The sequence below is a fragment of the Pseudomonas retamae genome, assembly GCF_043496865.1.
Classification (GTDB): domain Bacteria; phylum Pseudomonadota; class Gammaproteobacteria; order Pseudomonadales; family Pseudomonadaceae; genus Aquipseudomonas; species Aquipseudomonas retamae.
This window is the reverse complement of sequence record NZ_JBIEIL010000001.1, coordinates 20,742-39,102: the sequence shown is the minus strand read 5'-3', so window position 1 is coordinate 39,102 and position 18,361 is coordinate 20,742. Positions and strand designations below refer to the sequence as shown.

The 18,361-nt window shown below is 61.0% G+C and carries 18 protein-coding genes and 1 tRNA gene; 7 read left to right on the top strand and 12 right to left on the bottom strand.

Annotated features, from left to right (window positions below; all coding sequences use genetic code 11):
* Positions 1–202: 202 nt before the first annotated feature.
* From ACGSLL_RS00220 to ACGSLL_RS00175, 10 genes are all read right to left on the bottom strand, one after another.
* Positions 203–1,183, bottom strand: a complete 981-nt coding sequence (locus ACGSLL_RS00220) for a LysR substrate-binding domain-containing protein (protein ID WP_394501975.1) — start codon at positions 1,181–1,183, stop codon at positions 203–205.
* A gap of 157 nt (positions 1,184–1,340) precedes the next feature.
* Positions 1,341–2,288, bottom strand: coding sequence for a peptidylprolyl isomerase (locus ACGSLL_RS00215; protein ID WP_394501973.1), 948 nt, complete (start codon positions 2,286–2,288; stop codon positions 1,341–1,343).
* The gene (locus ACGSLL_RS00210; protein WP_394501971.1) at positions 2,285–2,755 is read right to left on the bottom strand and encodes a YbjN domain-containing protein; all 471 of its coding nucleotides are present in this window, start codon (positions 2,753–2,755) and stop codon (positions 2,285–2,287) included. The genes ACGSLL_RS00215 and ACGSLL_RS00210 overlap by 4 nt, the downstream gene beginning before the upstream one ends.
* 17 nt (positions 2,756–2,772) lie before the next feature.
* Positions 2,773–3,402, bottom strand: a complete 630-nt coding sequence (locus tag ACGSLL_RS00205) for a DNA repair protein (protein WP_394501969.1) — start codon at positions 3,400–3,402, stop codon at positions 2,773–2,775.
* A gap of 17 nt (positions 3,403–3,419) precedes the next feature.
* On the bottom strand, positions 3,420–5,117 hold the full coding sequence (locus tag ACGSLL_RS00200; RefSeq protein WP_394501967.1) for a putative porin: 1,698 nt from the start codon (positions 5,115–5,117) through the stop codon (positions 3,420–3,422).
* A gap of 54 nt (positions 5,118–5,171) precedes the next feature.
* On the bottom strand, positions 5,172–5,873 hold the full coding sequence (locus ACGSLL_RS00195) for an energy transducer TonB family protein (RefSeq protein WP_394501965.1): 702 nt from the start codon (positions 5,871–5,873) through the stop codon (positions 5,172–5,174).
* 3 nt (positions 5,874–5,876) lie between these two features.
* Entirely contained in the window at positions 5,877–6,302 is a 426-nt protein-coding gene (locus tag ACGSLL_RS00190) for an ExbD/TolR family protein (RefSeq protein ID WP_007915482.1), read from the bottom strand.
* 11 nt (positions 6,303–6,313) lie between these two features.
* A complete protein-coding gene (locus tag ACGSLL_RS00185) occupies positions 6,314–8,113 on the bottom strand; it encodes a DUF2341 domain-containing protein (protein WP_394501961.1) in 1,800 nt (599 codons plus the stop codon).
* Between the two features lie 15 nt (positions 8,114–8,128).
* Positions 8,129–9,727, bottom strand: a complete 1,599-nt coding sequence (locus ACGSLL_RS00180; protein WP_394501959.1) for a ShlB/FhaC/HecB family hemolysin secretion/activation protein — start codon at positions 9,725–9,727, stop codon at positions 8,129–8,131.
* Between the two features lie 59 nt (positions 9,728–9,786).
* Positions 9,787–10,398 carry a transposase gene (locus ACGSLL_RS00175; protein ID WP_394501957.1) on the bottom strand — a complete coding sequence of 204 codons (612 nt, stop codon included), beginning with the start codon at positions 10,396–10,398 and terminating at the stop codon, positions 9,787–9,789.
* Positions 10,399–11,194: 796 nt separating this feature from the next.
* Between ACGSLL_RS00175 and ACGSLL_RS00170 the strand changes: the two genes are divergently transcribed.
* The 4 genes from ACGSLL_RS00170 to ACGSLL_RS00155 all read left to right on the top strand — a co-directional run bounded on the left by ACGSLL_RS00170 (position 11,195) and on the right by ACGSLL_RS00155 (position 15,343).
* Positions 11,195–12,820, top strand: coding sequence for an NADP-dependent glyceraldehyde-3-phosphate dehydrogenase (locus ACGSLL_RS00170; RefSeq protein ID WP_394501955.1), 1,626 nt, complete (start codon positions 11,195–11,197; stop codon positions 12,818–12,820).
* Between the two features lie 96 nt (positions 12,821–12,916).
* Positions 12,917–13,276 (top strand): DUF3302 domain-containing protein, encoded by a 360-nt coding sequence (locus tag ACGSLL_RS00165; protein WP_394501952.1) that lies wholly within the window; start codon positions 12,917–12,919, stop codon positions 13,274–13,276.
* A gap of 5 nt (positions 13,277–13,281) precedes the next feature.
* A complete protein-coding gene (locus ACGSLL_RS00160; RefSeq protein WP_394501950.1) occupies positions 13,282–14,241 on the top strand; it encodes an HlyD family secretion protein in 960 nt (319 codons plus the stop codon).
* A gap of 61 nt (positions 14,242–14,302) precedes the next feature.
* Positions 14,303–15,343, top strand: coding sequence for an FUSC family protein (locus ACGSLL_RS00155; RefSeq protein WP_394501948.1), 1,041 nt, complete (start codon positions 14,303–14,305; stop codon positions 15,341–15,343).
* Between the two features lie 3 nt (positions 15,344–15,346).
* Here ACGSLL_RS00155 and ACGSLL_RS00150 read toward each other — a convergent pair whose 3' ends face one another.
* Positions 15,347–16,240 carry a DMT family transporter gene (locus tag ACGSLL_RS00150; protein WP_394501946.1) on the bottom strand — a complete coding sequence of 298 codons (894 nt, stop codon included), beginning with the start codon at positions 16,238–16,240 and terminating at the stop codon, positions 15,347–15,349.
* A 148-nt stretch (positions 16,241–16,388) separates the two neighbouring features.
* Here ACGSLL_RS00150 and ACGSLL_RS00145 point away from each other — a divergent pair, with 148 nt between their 5' ends.
* Together ACGSLL_RS00145 and ACGSLL_RS00140 are read left to right on the top strand one after the other, a co-directional pair.
* A complete protein-coding gene (locus tag ACGSLL_RS00145) occupies positions 16,389–16,826 on the top strand; it encodes an Lrp/AsnC family transcriptional regulator (protein WP_394501944.1) in 438 nt (145 codons plus the stop codon).
* Positions 16,827–16,884: 58 nt separating this feature from the next.
* On the top strand, positions 16,885–17,214 hold the full coding sequence (locus ACGSLL_RS00140) for a YceK/YidQ family lipoprotein (RefSeq protein ID WP_394501942.1): 330 nt from the start codon (positions 16,885–16,887) through the stop codon (positions 17,212–17,214).
* Between the two features lie 65 nt (positions 17,215–17,279).
* On the opposite strand, the gene ACGSLL_RS00135 is transcribed toward ACGSLL_RS00140, so the two are convergent.
* Positions 17,280–17,951 (bottom strand): Bax inhibitor-1/YccA family protein, encoded by a 672-nt coding sequence (locus ACGSLL_RS00135; RefSeq protein WP_126363874.1) that lies wholly within the window; start codon positions 17,949–17,951, stop codon positions 17,280–17,282.
* A gap of 122 nt (positions 17,952–18,073) precedes the next feature.
* Here ACGSLL_RS00135 and ACGSLL_RS00130 point away from each other — a divergent pair.
* Positions 18,074–18,161, top strand: a tRNA-Ser gene (locus ACGSLL_RS00130).
* Positions 18,162–18,361 lie beyond the last annotated feature (200 nt).

Sequence of the window (18,361 nt, the reverse complement as noted above, 5' to 3'; positions counted from 1 at the left end):
CAAGCCAGCTCCCACAGTTCTACAAGGTGTTCAGACTGTACGGATTCTTCACAAATCCGTGTGGGAGTGATCAGATTCCAATTTCCAGTCAGCTTTACCCTTCTGAGAGCTGGCTTGCCAGCGATGGCGTTGGGTCAGTGAGTGGCAATGCCAGCTGTCAGGCCACCTTCGCGAGCAGGCTCGCTCCCACAGGAGATTGACGTCAAGGCTGAAACCATTCGCGCCGTTCAGCAAACGTATGTTGAATAAGCTCGGTAATCGCCTGAACCTCAGGCAACTCCCCAGACTCAGCATTGACCGCGAGCCAAGCCTGCAATCGCATGGGCTCAACAAACAACCCAGGCAACGCAATCAACCCCCGATCAAACCGGCTCATATACGCCGGCAACAACCCAATGCACGCGCCGCAGCGAATCATCTCCAGCATCAATTCATACGACTGCATCTGCACCACCCCGGCCAGGCGCTGCTCAACCAGCTCATTCCACGGACGAAAGCTGTCAATCTGCCGATCATGCTGCCACTGCACCAGCATGAAATCGGCAAGATCGTCCGGCGTTTCCGGGCGCGCGGTCACGCGGGAATAGCGTTTGGCGATGTGCGGCAGGTAATCCAGACAGGCCAGCCGCTGCGGTTCGCAGGTGGCAAAGGTCGGGCCAGGATGCGGGGTTGAGCCGTGGGCGAGCCAGAGAACAATGTCGGCACTGACCGCGCGCAATGACAATTCGCTGTCCAGCGCGATGATTTCCAGACGCACACTGGCGTTGCGCCGCAGCAGCGCGATGAGGTCGCGGCCGAGAATGTCGTGGAGGATCGATTCGGCCACCGCGAGGCGAATCAGCGGCTGTTCGATTACGGGGAGTTTGCGTTCGTTGGCCAGGGTGATCAGTCGCGCCTGAAGCTGCTGGCCTTCGCGGGTCAGGCTGAGGGCGCTGCCCTGAAAGCTGAACAGGCTGTGCTGCAATTGTTGTTCGAGTTGCGCGAGCTGTTTGCGCAGCAGCGTCGAGCGCACATTGAGACTGCGCGCCGCTTGCATGAAACAGCCGCAACGGGCGCTGACGAGGAAATATTGTGCAACGTCGCTGTCGATGGCGGCGGCGTGGCTGAGCCAGGTTTCGGGCTTGTTGTCGGGCGAGCGGTAATCGCTGGTGCCGGCGCGTCCTGCGGGTTCGGTGAATGACATTGATGACTCCCTGTCGATCTATGTGTATGGATGTTCAACATTCCCCTGTGGGAGCGAGCCTGCTCGCGAAAGCGGTGGGTCAGTCAGTTACGTGTGGGATGTGCCGACGCCTTCGCGAGCAGGCTCGCTCCTAAAAGGGGAGACGGTGATACTCAGGTCAGCGTTTTTCCTCGAGGACTTTATTGAGTTCGGCGCCGTCGATGCTCAGCGTGGCGGTGTTGAGCATGCCGTCCAGGTACGCCTGGGCGACCTGCTCCTGGCGTTGCGCACGCAGGGCCTGGGTCAGTTGATCGCGCAATTCGTCCAGCGTCGCGGTGCGGGCCGGTTGTTGCTCGGTAAGTTTGATGACGTGGAAACCGGCGGCGCTTTGCACGGGATCGGAAACGGCACCGACTTTCAGCCGAGCGACGGCGCCGCGCACTTCCGGCACCAATTGCTGCATCGGTTGCAGCCCGCTATCACCGCCCCGCTCCGCCGTGACGCGATCCTGTGAATATTGCGTCGCCAGTGCGGCGAATTCCGCCGGTGAGGCCTGCGCTTTCTTGCTCAATTCAGAAGCTTGTTTGCGCACCGTTTCCAGCGTCGAAGCATCACTGGCGCCAAGGAAAATCTGACTGACCCGATACAGCGCCGGCGTCTGCCAGTTGGCCTTGCCCGCGTCGTAGGCCTGCTGAATTTCAGCCGCACTTGGATACTCCGCCGGCACCTGACTCACCGAGCGCAGATAATCGCGAAAGACAATCTGCTCAGTCGCCGCACGGGTCTGGCGCACGATATCCGGGCGCTGCGCCCAGCCCTGCGCGTCGGCCTGTTCCAGTACCGCTTTCTCGGCCAGCCGCGCACGAATCCAGCGCTCCAGCGCCTCGCGATTGCCGCGCAGTTGCTCGCGAGCTTCGGGCGCAACGGTCGCCAGCAACGCCTGAAGTTCCTCTGGGCTGACTTGCTGATTACCCAACCGCGCCACCGCAGGCCCCGCAGCAATCGCGGCGACAGGCGACGGTTGCTGGGCGGCAACCGGGTCAGAGCCCGGGCGCAGCACCAGCGCCACAGCCACCACCAACAGCGCCACCGCAGCGGCGCTGATCACCATGGCAGGCTTTTTCACAGCGCGACTTCCTCATGCTCGGCGACTGCCGCTTCGGTGGTCGCGGCCTGTGCGGCCTGACTGAAGTCACGCAGGTAGACGATGAATTCCTGCAACAGTCGATCCCACAATTCCAGGTTGCCGCGCAGATGATCGTTACTCACGCCGGCGGCCAGCACCACGTCCATTTCCATCACCAGAAACTCGCCCTGCAACGACAACCGCGCAAAGCGCCGGGTGGCGTTCCACTGCTCGGCCACACCCGGCGGCAACTCGCCTTGCACGCGCAGCGCACAGCTGAAGGTGAAGTCGACGTAGCTGCCCTGCTCCGCTGCCGGATTGCCGAACCGCACGGCGTAGCCGATGCCCTGGCTGGCGCTGAGCAACTGGACGATGCCGTTCTGCTCGGTCTGGTTGACGCGGTAACCGGCGGCTTGCAGCACCTCGGTCAGGGATTGTGGCGATACATGGCTGATCAATTGAGTCATGGCTTCTTCCTTGTCTGTCAGTGGGCGCGCGCGGCTTGCGGCGCGTCGAATTGGGTTTTGTAGAGTTCGTCGCCAAAGCCTTGAGCCAATTCATCGAACTTGACCCGCGCACTGCCCGCAAAGGGCTGGCGGATTTTCATCACCTCAGCGACGTCGATGTTTTCGTAGGCGGTGAGGATCTGCTTGGCGACGCCGTACATCTGCTGATTCTTGGCTGAACATTGCTGCACTTGTGTGTCACGTTCAGTCAATTGCGCCTCAAGCCTGGCGCGTTCCGCCTCTTTGCCCCGGGCCATGACCAACAAATCGTCGTAGGCCTTCTTGAATTTGCCGGTCTGCTCGACGCTGGCCGCCACTTGCGCCTGGGCCTGGCTGTGCAGGCTCTGTTGCTGGCCGGCGAGCTGTTCGGCAAGGCCTTGGGCCTTGGCCAGTTCCGCCGTCAGTTGCTTGATCTGTGCCTGCGCCGCCTTGGCTTCGTTCTGCGCCGCCAGTTGCGCGGCGCTGGCCTGGGCCTGCTGACTTTGCAGGGCCTGAAGCTGTTGAGTGGTGCTGCGCAATTGCGTGCGCAGGCGTTCTTCCATGCCTTCGGCATTTGCGCCAGTAGCGATCAACAGGCCGAGCCCGAGCAACACGAATCGCGATTTCATAAGCCTCTCCCGGCGCCTTAGAAGCGCGTGTTGATCTCAAGCTGCAAGACGTCAATGTCGTACGGCGCGCCGTACACCGCCTCGGTGCTCATCCAGCGACCGGTGGCATAAACGTTCTTCGCCAAGCCGTAGTTGCCGCCGAGGAAATAGCCCTTGGCGTTGGTGCCGCCAAGGTGGAACGACGAGTCGTTGAAGCCGTCCGGCAAGGCGTCCGGCTGGATGTATTTGTAGCCAGCGAACATGTTCCAGTCGCCCTGCTTTTTCAGATCCAGCGCGCTGCCGAGAGTGAACTGCACCATCCACGCGTTGGCGCCGCTGTCGATGTCGCCGTTGCTGTCGAGGTTGTTGACGATCTGCCCGGCCGAACGCCTGCGCATGTCGCCTTCGTTGTAGGCGAGGTTGTGGATGTAGTTGCCCTGGCTGCGCAGTTTGAAGTCTTCCGGCAGGTCGGCATCCCAGACCACGTTGAGATCGAGCAGATTGAATTCCGAGGCGAGGCCGACAAATTGCGGTTGCGGCGTGGTCGTCGGGTTGAGCGGGTTGGGCGTAATGTCGCGCAGCAGGAACACGCTGTTGCCCTTCTGCATGAACGCCGCACGGCTGCCGTCGCTATCACAGCCGGGCGCGCCGGCCCACGGTTCGCAAGGCGCCGAGCGCTGGCCTTCAATATCGTCGAAGCGGTAATAGGCCAATGCGCCCTTCAAGCGGTTGTTGCTGTTGATCGCCCATTTGGCGCCGATCTGCGCACCGTACAGCCACTTGTTGTCGCTCTCTTCCTTGTCGAAGCCATTGCTGCTGGCGGTGTCGTTGGTGTAGTCGACCGGGAACGCGCCTACGGTGCCGAACACGCCCCAGTCGCGGTTGAGCTTGTGATCGAACAGCGCTGCGACGCCGTCGAAATTGAGGTCATTGGAATAGAGCATGTCAGTGGACATGAACGGGTTGGCAAAGCGCCCGCCGGTCAGGGTCAGCTCATCGCTCGGTTTCCAGTTGAGGTAACCCTGATCGAGCCAGATGTCTTTCTTGGCGAAACCGCCGCCGAGGTTTTGCGTGGTCGAGACCGGGTTGTTGTCGGAGCCGGTGCCGATGCGAATGCCGGCGGTCCATTGCGGTGAGATCTCGGCTTTCATGCCCAGCCGCGCGCGAATGCGGAACTGGTTGGTGCGGTCTTCGCGGGTATTGAGCAACGGCGGCAGGCTGGTGCTGCTGTTGGGATTGACGTCGTACGGGCCGTTGTTGTTGAGCTTGGCGAAGTCGACGATCTCGTTGCTGTTGCTGTCCGAGTAGTAGCGCGATTCGTTGCGCAGGCGAATATCACCGTCGAAGCTGATGCGCGCAGCCCATTCCGGGAAGCTGTTGGGCGCGGCCCAGTTTTCCTGTTTCGCGGTGGCCATGACCTCGGCTTTGACCTGATCGCGGATCTGATCACGCACCGCCGCCGGCACATATTGCACCCGGACATCGCCCGGCGCCGCCACTGGCCCGGCCGCCACGGCGGTGGATGCCGCCGCCTGTTTGGCCTGAGCGGCTTCGTTCTGTGCCTGAGCGATCAAAGCATCGGCCTTGTCCTGTTTCAAAATGCCCTGCTCGACCAGCAAGCGGATCAGATTGATCGTGGCGTTCTCCGAGGGTGCCGGCGCGGCCACGGCCTGACCGACCAGGGTCGCGACGACCATGCCGACCGCCAGGGACAATCGATTCACATTGGAAATCATCTGCACACAACTCCTTTTGGCCAAGCTCGAGGGCTTGGCAATAAACAGGCTGGGTTAACCGGGGCGCCGTCCTTGCAGGGACAGGCGCACGGGCAAAGTGATCGAGGCCGGAGGCCGTTCGCTGAGGGCCGGCGCGCCACGCAGCGCGGCCAGCACCTGGGTATCGATTTGCGGGTTGCCGCTGGACTTGATCAGCTCGACGCGTGTGATCTCACCGACGCTGCTCAGCCACACATCCGCCTGCAGCGAAAACGCGAGGTTGCGCAGCTCGGGGTTCTCTCGCAGCAAGCGCTGGAAGGTGAACGCGAGGAACTGGCTGTACGTGCCGGTGCCCAAACGCCCGCCGCCGGCCCCGGCCATGCCGCCGCCCTTGCCCGCGCCGATGTTGAAGGCGTCATTGCCGCTTTGCGCATCGCCGTCCATTTGCATCGGGTTGGCCAGATCGTCCGCCGGCGATGGCGGCGCTTCTTCCTCGGGCTTGACCTCTTGCGGCTCGGGCGTTGGCTCCGGCTCGACGACTTTTTCTTCCACCGGGGTTTCCGGCTCCGGCGGTTTCTCCGGCGGAGGTGGCGGTGGTGGCAACGGAATGATCGTCGGCACCTTCGGCGCTTCGCGGCGCACGCCGGCCATGTCGTTGGCCCACTGCCAGAGGAACCACGCAGCCACTGCAGCAATGAGCAGACCAGCGCCCCACTTGGCATAACGCAGCGGCGACTTCTTCACCGGCAATGGCTCGATCGGAAGTTGTGCAGTCATGACTCAGCCCTGACTCGGTTTGCCGGTGACGAGACCGACCTGGGACAGTTCCAGCCGGCGCAACAGATCCAGCACCTCGATGACTTTCTGGTACTGCACCGTCGCATCGCCGCGCACGATCACCGGGAAATCCGGGCTCTGCGCTTTCTCGATACGCAGGCGCTCTTCCAGCTCGGCGAGGGTCACCGGGTAGGCATCAAGAAACACCTGACCGCCATCATTCACCGAAATCGCCTTGGTCTTGGCCTCCGACAGCGACACCGAGGCGCTGGCCTTGGGCAGGTTGATCTGAATCCCGGAGACCTGCGCGGTGGCGGTGAGGATGAACATCACCAACACCACCATCAGCACGTCGACCAGCGGCGTGATGTTGATGCTGTCCACTGCGGCATCTTCGTCATCGTCATGGGAGGCATTTACGGACGCCATGTCAGTGCTCCTCAGGCCGGTACGGAATGGTTGGCGTGATGGCCGCGCGCATGCGTGGATTCACTGAACTGGCTCTCGCCGTGCATCTCCGCCAGACGGGTGATGAACTCGTCGACGAACACGCGCATGTCGGCGCTGACTTCCTTGTTGCGGGTGATCAGGCGGTTGTAGCCAAACAGCGCCGGAATCGCGACGAACAGGCCCATGGCCGTGGCCAACAGCGCGGCAGCCATGCCCGGTGCGATGGCATTGATGTTGACGTCGCCGGCCATCGCCGTGCCGAGGAACACCACCATGATCCCCAGCACGGTGCCGAGCAGGCCGATGTACGGGCCGCCAGCGATGGCGTTGGACAGGGTCGAGAGTTTCGAACTCAGTTGCTGGTTTTCGCGGGTACGCACGCCGTCCATCGAGCAGCGGATGGCTTCGATGGTCGCGGCAGACACCGACGAGGTGTCGGCGCCCTGCTCGCGGCGGGTGCGGATTTCTTTGACCGCCACCAGATACAGGCGCCACAGCGACGAATGTTGCAGGCGCTGAGCGAGTTGCGCGTCGTCGGCGAACATTTCCAGGCGCGTGCCGACCTTGGCGAAATGCGTGCGAAAGTCTTCGTTGGCTGCGGTAACGCGGCTAAGGGTGCGGTTCTTGCGCAGCATGATGATCCACGACTGGAACATCATCAGCACCAGCACGGCGATGATCACCCAGGCGTCCACCGGCACCGCATTGAGCAGGAAACCGAGGCTGCCGAAACCGAAACCGGACTGTTCTTCATCGACGCCGTACGCCACCAGTTTCGACTCGGCGCCCTGCGAAGTGGCGTCGGCCAACAGCAGCGCGGCGGGACGGGCGACCTTCGACAGGCGCAGCTCATCGATAGCGCCCACGAACGGCTGGAACGGCCCTTCGTGAAGATCCGCGCCGATAGCCATGACCGAATTGAACGCCGGCATCGCCTGGGCCAACACGGCGCTTTCGCGACCATTGATGTACAGGGTGACTTTCGAACCTTCGGCAGTCAGCGCGACGTGTTGCCATTGCGCCGGGGTCAGTGCTTGCGTGGCAGCGGCGCGCTGGCCGTCGATTTCCACGAACGGCAGGCCTTGGCTGATACCAATCAGCAGGCTTTGCGTGCCTTCGCGGCGAGCCAGAATCAGTTGCTCGCCACTGGCCTGATCCACACGCAGCCAGGCGCTGAAAGTGAACGCACTGCCGGCGTTGTGCTGCAGCGACGGACTGCCCGGCAGCAGCAACGGCTGCCCGCTGAACTGCAAGGCACGCCCGACCACACCATCAATCGCCGCACCGGTCGCGCTCTGCGCGGTGTTGCCGTAAGCAGTAGTGTCCTTGGCCGGCGTGCCGGTGGCGCCGTCGAAATGGTAAAGCGCGGTGTAATTCGGGTCGAAGGTCAGTTGGCCATTGCCGGTCGCCGGCGCCTTCTGATTGCCGTAGTACATCCAGATGTCCTGACGCTGCCCGCCCTCGACATTCGGCACGTCGACCCAGATCAGCGCCATGCCCATCAGCGCATCGAAGCTTTCGATCTGATGGTTGAGCACGGTTTTGTCGTCGGCGGCGACAAAGCGCAGGTCCGAGCCGTCCTCCTTCACGCCGTCGAAGCTGAAGTTGCCGGTGTGCAAACGCACCAGCAGCGCCGTGCGACCGAGCGCCTGATTGATCGCCGCGCCCTGCGGCGTGGTGTCGATGGCGATCTGTTTGCGGTAATGCCAGTCGTCCTGCCACCAGGCCTGAGCCGTGGCCGGGAGCACGAAGCCCAGGCAGATCAACAGGGAAAGAATGAGGCGCTGCATGAAAAGTGCTCCTGGTTAGAAAGTGGCCTGAAGGTTGAAGTGCAGGCGCGATTCCTGTTTCGAGGTGTTCGGCCCTTCGAGTAGCGGGTAGCCCCAGTCGAGGCTGCCGGACAGCCATTTACTGAGGCTGGCGCGGGTGCCGAGGCCGACACTGGCCAGGGCGTAATTGGCGTCCTGATCTGGCAGCTCATCGCGCAGATAGAGTTGGGCGCCTTCGGCGAAGGCGTAGAAGCGCCAGTCCTGCATCCAGGTGCCAGCGAACTTCGCCAGCGACGGCGTGCGCAGTTCCTGACTGAGCAGGTAACCGTCATCAGCGGTGCGTTCGGCAGCCAGATAGCCGCGCACCGAAGTCGCGCCGCCGGCGGAGAATTGTTCGTTGGAAACCAGTGGGCCCGAGGCCAGTTGGAACGCCGCTTTGGTCGCGCTCTGCCAATCGCTGTCGAAAGTCCAGGTGTAGTTGGTATCGCCCTTGAGCACGGCGAAACTCGGTTTGGCGCGGTAGCGTTTGTAGTCGAAATCTTCGTCGGAACTGCCGTAGCCGAAAATGCTGCGCGTGGCCGCGACCAGACTCAAACCGAGGCCGAGCTGGCTTTTGTCGCTGTAGCGATAGCCGTTGTAGGCGAAGGTGAACGGGGCGTATTGCAGCGGGACTTTGTCGCTCTCGCCGGACAGGGTCAGGCGCTCGTCGAAGTCCTTGAAGTCGATACCGGCCGACAGCGAGTTCGACCAGTTGCCGCTCGACGGCAGCGTATAAATCGCCGAGACGCCGTAGCTGTGGCCCTTGCCTAGCACGTTGCTGCCACCGATGGTGGCGACATTGCTGTCGGACTGGTAACCGGAAAACTGCACACTCCAGCGCTCGGTCAGCGGCGCGGTGTAGGAGCCCGACCAGACCTTGGCGTTGTCGGTCTCCTGCGGCGCGGTAAAGAACGTCAGGTTGACGCTGTGGCCGAGTTGCCATAGGTTGTTGTAGCCGAGGCTGGTGACGGTGCGCAGCTTTTCGGTGTCGGCGCTGTAGTCGTTGTTGAGGCCGACGCTGGCGGTCCACGGGTTCTGATCCTCGACCTGCAGATCGACGTCCATGGTGCCGGGGCGCTGACCTTCGCGCACCAGCGGCATCACTTGTCGCCCAGGCGTTTTGTTGAGCTGCGCCAGTTCGCCCTGGACCTTGGCGAAATCCGGCACCTCGCCTTCCTTCAGCGCCGGTACGTTGTCGCGAATGTCCAGCGGCGAATAGTGCTTGGCGCCGACCACGCGCACCCGGCCGACCTTGGTTTCGCTGACCTGCAGATAGACGATGCCGTCAGCCACGGCTTGCTCCGGCAGCTCGACGAACACCGATTGATAACCGCGTTCCTGATAAGCCTTCTGCAACGCGTCGCGGGCGCCTTCAATATCGCTGAGGGCTTTTTGCGGGCCGAGAAACGGATACACCGCTTCCTCAATCGCCCGTGCATCAAGCACGGTGTTGCCACGCACGAAGTATTCGTTGACGTCGACCAGACGCGGCGCTGCGGCGTTGGCTGCGCCCTCTTCGGCCAGCACCGGCTGCACGCCCGCCGTCACCAGCAGCCAGCCGCACAGCGCCAGCCGTGACTTGAAAATCGGTTCCACACTACCCCCTGAATTCGCGATGATCCGTTGGCGCATCAGCTCCCGGTGGGTTGCCGCTGTTAGTTGCCGACGTGCGGGGCGCAGGCGTGTTTGCCCAGCCAGGTGTGCAAGAGCGCAAAGTTCAAGGAGAACTCGGGCATTTGCAGCAAGGCACCGCAGAACACTTCGCCGATGATTTTCTGAATGAGCAGCACCGCGCGCGGCTCGTTGAGCAGCGTGGCGATGTCGCGACTGAGGGCGTTGAAGCTCCAGACCTTTTGGTTCAAGCCGAGGCCGACGAACCAGCGGAACAGCAGGTTGTAATTAAGCTGTTCGTAGAGCTGCTGTTCGCTGGGCACCGAATACAGCAGTTGCAAAAGCAGGATGTGCATCACCGTTTGCGCCGGAATCAACATGCCCGGCTCGGCATTCAGGTCGTGCAGGAGTTCGCGGTGGGCATCGAGCAAATCGTCGATCTGCGGGCGCAGCAAGACCAGCGAATGCCCCGGCGGAATGTAACTCGACACCTCTTTCAAAGCGCCTTGCCAGTCATCCTGCGAAACGATCCAGACCCACGGCGCGCCGTAGCGATACACCGACACCGGCTTCTTGCGCGCAGCCTCGACGATCTTCGACAAGCGCTGATCGAGTTCCTGCATGCCCACTTTCGAGTAGCGTTCCATAGTCCCCATTGCCTCACTCCCGGCGTCCCGCCTCGGCTTGCAAAGTGCACCCCAAAGGGCCCCTCAAGCGCGTTACATAGGCATGACCGGACTGGCTATGTGCTACCGAACTTTTGTCATGAAAGCTTCATTAAGGGAGATGGGTTGGCGGGGGATTTCAGGTGTATGAAAACCAATGTGGGCTCACAAATCGGCTCCCTCTCCAGGGGGAGAGGCTGGGGTGAGGGGCAGCCACACCACAAATCCAGAGCCAACCGCCCTGCTCTTCACCACTCAACAATGAGCGTTAGCTCGCGTGCTTTTTGATCTTGATCTTGCGTCACCGGCGACGTCGGAAGGCTGAGTGGAGGGATTGATCCGGGCGTGGGAGCGCAGCGACCGTCTGGCGCAGCCAGACACAGCGGAAGAAGGTGCAGCGAAGCAAACCGTAGCCGCTGCGCCCGGATCGGTCCCGGAGTGAAGGGACCCGAGCCTGCGAGGGCCGTACGTAGGAGCAAGCGTTTTTTGCTTACTTTTTTTGGCGTTTGAAAAAAAGTGAGTCGCCGTCAGGCGAAACCATAAGCCGCCGTTACCGCAGCAACGGATATGTACCCAGACCAAAAACTCAACGCCTGAAAGAAAGCTATCGCCAGCAGGCTGGCTCCCACAATGGAACCGAGTCCATCAGCCAGAGCCGGGCCCCTCTGCCCTGCGCCTGCACGTGACATTTGCATGACATTCGCGGGTTTAAATTGCGCCGCATTCAGGCGTATAACCAATACAGACTTTTTAGATCTGCATGCAGACATCAACACGGGGTAGCGACATGACCACAGCAAACATCCTTGGCAACCTGTTCCCTTCTGTCAGCGACATCCCGGAAAAATACCGTCTCGACGCTCAGGTCGAGCAGCGCGAATACCTCGTCGACGGTGAACTGCGCCGCTGGGACGGCCCGCTCGCGCAAGTGCGCAGCCCGGTCTATCTGCAGGGTGCCAACGGTGACGAACAAGTGATTCTCGGCAGCACACCGCTGCTCGACGCTGAAACCGCCCTCACCGCCCTCGATGCTGCCGTTCGCGCCTACGACCGCGGTCAGGGCCTTTGGCCAACCATGCGCGTGGCCGAGCGCATCCAGCATGTCGAAGCGTTCCTGCGGCGCATGCGCGAACAACGCGAAGCCGTGGTGAAACTGCTGATGTGGGAAATCGGCAAGAACCTCAAGGACTCTGAGAAAGAGTTCGACCGCACCTGCGATTACATCGTCGACACCATCAACGCGCTCAAGGAACTCGACCGCCGTTCCAGCCGTTTCGAACTGGAACAGGACACCCTCGGCCAGATCCGCCGCGTACCTCTTGGCGTCGCACTGTGCATGGGCCCTTACAACTATCCACTGAACGAGACGTTCACTACGCTGATACCGGCGCTGATCATGGGCAACACCGTGGTGTTCAAACCGGCCAAGCTCGGCGTGCTGCTGATCCGCCCGTTGCTCGAAGCGTTCCGCGACAGTTTCCCCACTGGCGTGATCAACGTGATCTACGGCAGCGGCCGTGAAACCGTCAGTGCGCTGATGGCCAGCGGCAAGATCGACATCTTCGCTTTCATCGGCACCAACAAGGCCGCCAGCGACCTGAAAAAACTCCACCCAAAACCGCACCGCTTGCGTGCCGCGCTGGGTCTGGACGCGAAGAACCCGGGGATCGTCCTGCCGGAAGTCGATCTGGATAACGCCGTCAGCGAAGCGCTCACCGGCTCGCTGTCGTTCAACGGCCAACGCTGCACCGCGCTGAAAATCCTCTTCGTTCACGAAGACGTGGTCGACAGTTTCATCGAAAAGTTCAACGCAAAACTGGCCACCCTGAAACCGGGCATGCCGTGGGACAGCGGCGTGGCGCTGACGCCGCTGCCGGAGTCGGGCAAGGTCGATTATCTGCACGGGCTGGTCGCCGATGCGCGCAGCAAGGGCGCCGAAGTGGTCAACCCGAATGGCGGTGAAGCCCGCGCGTCGTTCTTCTACCCGGCCGTGCTGTACCCGGTAAACCCGCAGATGCGCGTCTATCAGGAAGAGCAGTTCGGCCCCGTGGTGCCGATCGTGCCGTATCGTCACCTCGATACCGTAATCGACTATGTGCTGGAGTCGGATTTCGGCCAGCAGTTGAGCATCTTCGGCACCAACCCGGTGGCGGTCGGTCGGCTAGTGGACACCTTCGCCAACCAGGTCGGGCGGATCAACCTCAACGCCCAATGCCAGCGCGGCCCGGACACCTACCCGTTCAACGGCCGCAAGAATTCTGCCGAAGGCACCCTGTCGGTCCATGATGCGTTGCGGGTGTTTTCGATCCGTACGCTGGTGGCGACCAAGTTCCAGGACAGCAACAAGGACCTGATCAGCGAGATCATTCGCGGGCGTGATTCGAGTTTCCTGACCACCGATTACATCTTCTGATCCACGTCATCGGCGCCTGAGCCAAAGTCGTCAAGCGCCCGGCCCATCAGTGTCTACACTGATGCCAGCACTGTGCTGGATGCCGGGAGCTTGACCATGCTCGATTACTTCGCGTTAGGCGTGTTGGTGTTCGTTGGGCTCGTGCTGTTTTACGGGATCATCGTCTTGCACGACATCCCCTATGAAATCGCCGTGCACCGCAACCACCCGCACCAGGATGCGATCCATGCCACGGGCTGGGTCAGTCTGTTCACCCTGCATGCGCTCTGGCCGTTTTTGTGGATCTGGGCCATGGCCTATCGCGAAGATCGCGGCTGGGGTTTTGGTGACGGCCAGTCCGTGCAAAACCATGTCATCCGCCTGGAGCAGGAGGTGGTCGAACTGCAAAGTCGCCTTGAACGACTCGAAGCGCTGACGACCACTGCCCCGCCCGCCCCGCATAACCGGGAGGGCTGAGCCTCATGGACCTGCTGCTGATCCTCACGTACGCCGCGTTCTGCGTCGCCCTGTTCAAGATCTTTCGCATCCCGCTGAACAAATGGACCGTGCCGACGGCCGTGCTGGGCGGCATCCTGCTGATCGGCGCATTGATCTTCACCATGAACTACAACCACCCGTACTCGGAGGTGGCGCGCACTTACTTCGTTTCAGTGCCGGTGATTCCAGTCGTCAGCGGCCAGGTGATCGACGTACCGGTGAAGGGTAACGAGCCGCTGGAAAAAGGCGATGTGCTGTTTCGCATCGACCCCACGCCGTTTGCAAACCGGGTGAAATCGCTGAAAGCACAGTTGGTCGCGGCCAAAGGTGATCGCTACCGCATCACCGAATTGATCCGGCGCAACTTCGGCACCCAGCGTGAACTGGATGCCGCCATTGCTCGCACCGATGACTTGCAGGCGCAACTGGATAACGCGCAGTTCGAACTGGACAACACCACCGTCCGCGCGCCGAGCAAAGGCTTTGTCACCCATGTTTCGTTACGCCCGGGGATGATGGCGAGCAAGTTGCCGTTGCGTCCGTCGATGGTGTTCATTCCCGAGGAAGGCCAGTATTTTGCCGCGTGGATGCGCCAGAACAGTCTGCTGCGCCTGACCGTCGGCGACGAGGCGGAAGTGGCGTTCGACGGCATTCCCGGCAAGGTTTTCGCCGGGAGGGTGAAAAATGTCATCGGCGTGATTGCCGAAGGTCAGGTGCAACCGTCCGGCACTTTGATCGGCTATACCGGTTCACCGCCGGCTGGACGGGTGCCGGTGATCATTGAAATCACCGATCCGGCCTTCGCTCAGTACAGCAAACAGATGCCGGGCGGTGCTTACGGGCAAGCCGCGGTGTACAGTCAGCACTTCCACCATATCGGTGCAATGCGCAAAATCCTCCTGCGTATGGCAGCATGGATGAATTACATTTTCCCGTTCCACTGATCTGAACCGAGATGACGAGAGGCTTGCACTGAGTACTTACAGCACCCATCGACTTCCGCCCTTGTTACGCCGGGTCTTGCGCCCCTTGCTGGATCCGTATCGCCGTTACCGCCACGCCCGCCTGATCCACGCGGTGCGCGTAGCCCTCGGTTTGCTGGCAACGATCCTGCTGACCACCGGCATCAATCTGCCCCACGGCGAATGGGCCTCGGTGACCATGCTGGTGGTCATCGGCGGGCTGCAGCACCACGGCAATATCGGCAAGAAAGCCGCCGAGCGCGCCACCGGCACGCTGATCGGCGCCGCGGTCGGCCTGGCGCTGGTGGCGCAGCACGCTTGGCTGGGGATGCCGTGGCTGACCTATTTTGCGATGGCCGTGGTCTGCGGATTTTTCTCCTATCACGCCATCGGCAAGGGCGGCTACACCGCACTGCTCTCGGCGATCACCGTGTTCATCGTTGCCGGGCATGGCGACAACCCGATCACCGATGGTTTGTGGCGCGGCGTCGATATTCTCATTGGCATTGCCCTCGCCCTGGCTTTCTCATTCGCCCTGCCGCTGTACGCGGTGTATTCGTGGCGCTACAACCTCGCCGATGCGCTGCGCGATTGCGCCACCGTGTATGGACGAATCATCAGCGGCCAGCCAGTCAGTGCCGACGAGCATGTGCGTTTGATGAGCCGACTCGGCGCGGTGATGGTGCAGTTGCGCTCGCTGATGCCGTCGGTGTCCAAGGAAGTGAGGATTTCCATGACCGAACTCGATGCGATCCAGCGCAACCTGCGCATGTGCATCAGCACCCTGGAAATCCTCGGCAATACCCGTCCGGATGCCAACGATCCAGAGGCGATGGCGCATTTGCAATCGGCGCTGAAGGCCGAGCATCGGCAGATTCGCGTTCAACTGATCGGTATGGCCCGCGCCTTGAAAAGCGGCGCGACTAGTCGCCTCGACAGGCCGCTGGAGTTGCCGGAGGCCAACCTCGAGGCGCCGGTCTACAGCGCACTGGACGGTTATCGCTTGTTGACCCGGCAACTGGCGGCCAACATCGCTGAGATGCGCCAGCGCCTGGCAAAATCCGCCCCGCGCTGGAACATCTGAGTTTTATTGCGCGGCCAGTCGCCGCGCTTTGAACCCCCAGCCTTGCTGCATGCCGGCGGCGGCCAGCAGAATCGCCGCGACGCCCACCCATTGCAGGATTTCCAGGCGATGGGCAAAGGCGAACCAGTCCACGAAGATCGCCGCGATCGGGTAGATAAACGACAGTGCGCCAGTCAATGCCGTCGGCAACTTCTGAATTGCACCGTACAACAGCACATACATCAAACCGGTATGGACGATGCCCAGCGTCACCAGACTGGCCCAGGCGCTGGGCGCTTGCGGCAATGCGCTGAAATGCGCGAACGGCGCCAGCAGCAGAACCCCGGTGCAGACCTGAATCAGCGCGATCAGATGCGGCGGCGTGCCAGTCAGACGCTTGATGATCAGCGCAGCAATCGCATACAGAAACGCCGCGCCCAAGGCCAATGCGATGCCCAGCAGATAGTCATTGCCACTCTCGCCTTGCGTGCCGTGGGCACTGACGATGGCCAGCATGCCCATGAACGCAATCGCCAGCCAGAACAGCTTTTGCACGGTGATCTTTTCGCCGAGAAACAACGCCGCCAGGCCCACGAGCATGAACGGCTGCACGTTATAAACTGCAGTGCCAATGGCAATCGACGCGCGAGAATAGGAGGCAAACAACAGCACCCAGTTGCCGACGATCGCCATGCCACTGAGCACGGCAAGCAAAAACGTAGCGCGGGTCAGAATACCCGGACGCAGAAAACCGAACGCTGCGCAGATCAACAGCAAGGTGCCGGCGCCGAACACGCAACGCCAGAACACCACGTCGAGCACCGGTTGCCCGGAGACCAATACAAACCAGCCGATGGTCCCGGATATCAGCATGGCGGCGGTCATTTCCAGCGAGCCGCGACGCAGGGTTTTGTCCATGTTCATTCTCCCGAAGGGTTGGCGAAAGCAAGGCAAAAGTATGCCAAGCACGCCGGGCGCTGCTCCAGCGCAAAAGACAGGCTAAACTGCGAATCTGCCTTTTTATCAAGGGTCATTCATTGAAATGGCCTAATAGCGGAGTTGGCCTATGACTGACGATATCGATCAGATCCTTATCAGCGCCTTGATGGAAGACTCGCGCCGCTCGCTCAAGGCATTGGCGCAAATCAGCGGATTGTCCTCGCCCAGCGTCGCCGAGCGCTTGCGCCGCCTCGAAGAACGCGGTGTGCTCAAAGGCTATACCGTGGACATCGACCCGAAACACTTTGGCTACCAGTTGCAGGCGATCGTCCGGGTGCGGCCTCTGCCGGGGCAGTTGCAGGAGGTGGAGCGACAGATTCTGTCGATCCCTGAATTCACCGAGTGCGACAAGGTGACCGGCGAAGACTGCTTTATCGCGCGCCTGCATGTGCGCTCGATGGAACAGCTGGATACCCTGCTCGATCGGCTCAATACCTTGGCGGAAACCAACACCGCGATCGTCAAGAAAACTCCGGTCAAGCGCCGCTTGCCGCCGATGGCCTAGATGTTTTTTGCCAATATTCGGCGTAGATTGGTGTGTTTCCCTGCTAAGGACTGGCGCTATGAAAATTCAGGCAATGCTGCTGGCAACCATGCTGCTCGGCGGTTGTGGCACGATTCAGACGGTGGCACGTAACGATCAGGCTGCCGTAGACGGGCTTAAGGAACAAAAAAGTTATTGCGGCGCGGTGCCGAGAATCTACAGCGGCCTCGCCTATGACTTCTGCACGCTCAACGCTCCCTTGGCTTCGGGCATTGACCCTGATGAGCATCGCAACGCGGCCATCCCGGTGGTACTGGTGGACGCCGTGGTCTCCGGCGCGCTCGATACCCTGCTGCTGCCCTACACGATTTACCGCCAGCAAGTGGATGGCAGCATCGTCATCAACTGAGCCGGCACTTTCCTGCAGACAATAAAAAACCCGCCGAAGCGGGTTTTTTATTGCAGCCATTACGATCAGTCGTCGCGGCTCATGATGCCGAAGATCTGCAGCAGGCTGACGAACAGGTTGTAGATCGATACATACAGGCTGATGGTCGCCATGATGTAGTTGCGCTCGCCGCCGTGGATGATCGCGCTGGTCTGGAACAGGATGCACACCGACGAGAACAGCACGAAACCTGCGCTGATCGCCAGTTGCAGACCGCTGATCTGGAAGAAGAAGCTCGCCAGCGTGGCACCCAGCAACACGAAGAAACCGGCGGTGATGAAACCACCGAGGAAGCTCATGTCCTTGCGAGTGATCAGCACGTAGGCCGACAGACCACCGAACACCAGTGCGGTCATCGCGAACGCCGAGCTGACCACTTCAGCGCCGCCCTGCATGCCCAGGTAACGGTTGAGAATCGGGCCGAGCAGGAAACCCATGAAACCGGTCAATGCGAAGGCAGATACCAGGCCCCACGCGGAGTCACGGAGTTTGTTGGTGAGGAAGAACAGCCCGTAAAAGCCGATCAGCACCACGAAGATATTCGGGTAGCCGACTCGCATCTGCTGCGCGACGAAAGCCATCACGCCGCTGAATGCGAGGGTGAGCGCCAGTAGGCCGTAAGTGTTGCGCAGGACGCGGCTAACCTCTAGCTGCTCAGCCTGCACGCTGTTATTAACTGCGTAATCCTGTTCGCGCATGGCGACACTCCTGTTGGTTTGAAACGTTCAGTCGCAAAGATCATAACAGACGCTCTGTAACAAGCCATGCAGAGAGTTTGACAGTGTGTTTCATTCAGGTATTATGGCGCCCGCAACGCAACGGAGGTGTGGCCGAGTGGTTTAAGGCAACGGTCTTGAAAACCGTCGACTGTAACAGGTCCATGAGTTCGAATCCCATCGCCTCCGCCATCTTATGTACGACAAAGCCCTGATTATTCAGGGTTTTGTCGTTTCTGGCATTCAGGAAATTGGCACCTCTCTCTTTGGATCGTTTCCGCATCTTTTCGGGCATTTCCGCAACCCTACCCTTCTGACACCGTTAAGTGCTCAACAAAACTAAGCACAGCGCGACGGTAGCATTGAATGCTCAGTAGACCGCTTTCGTCCAT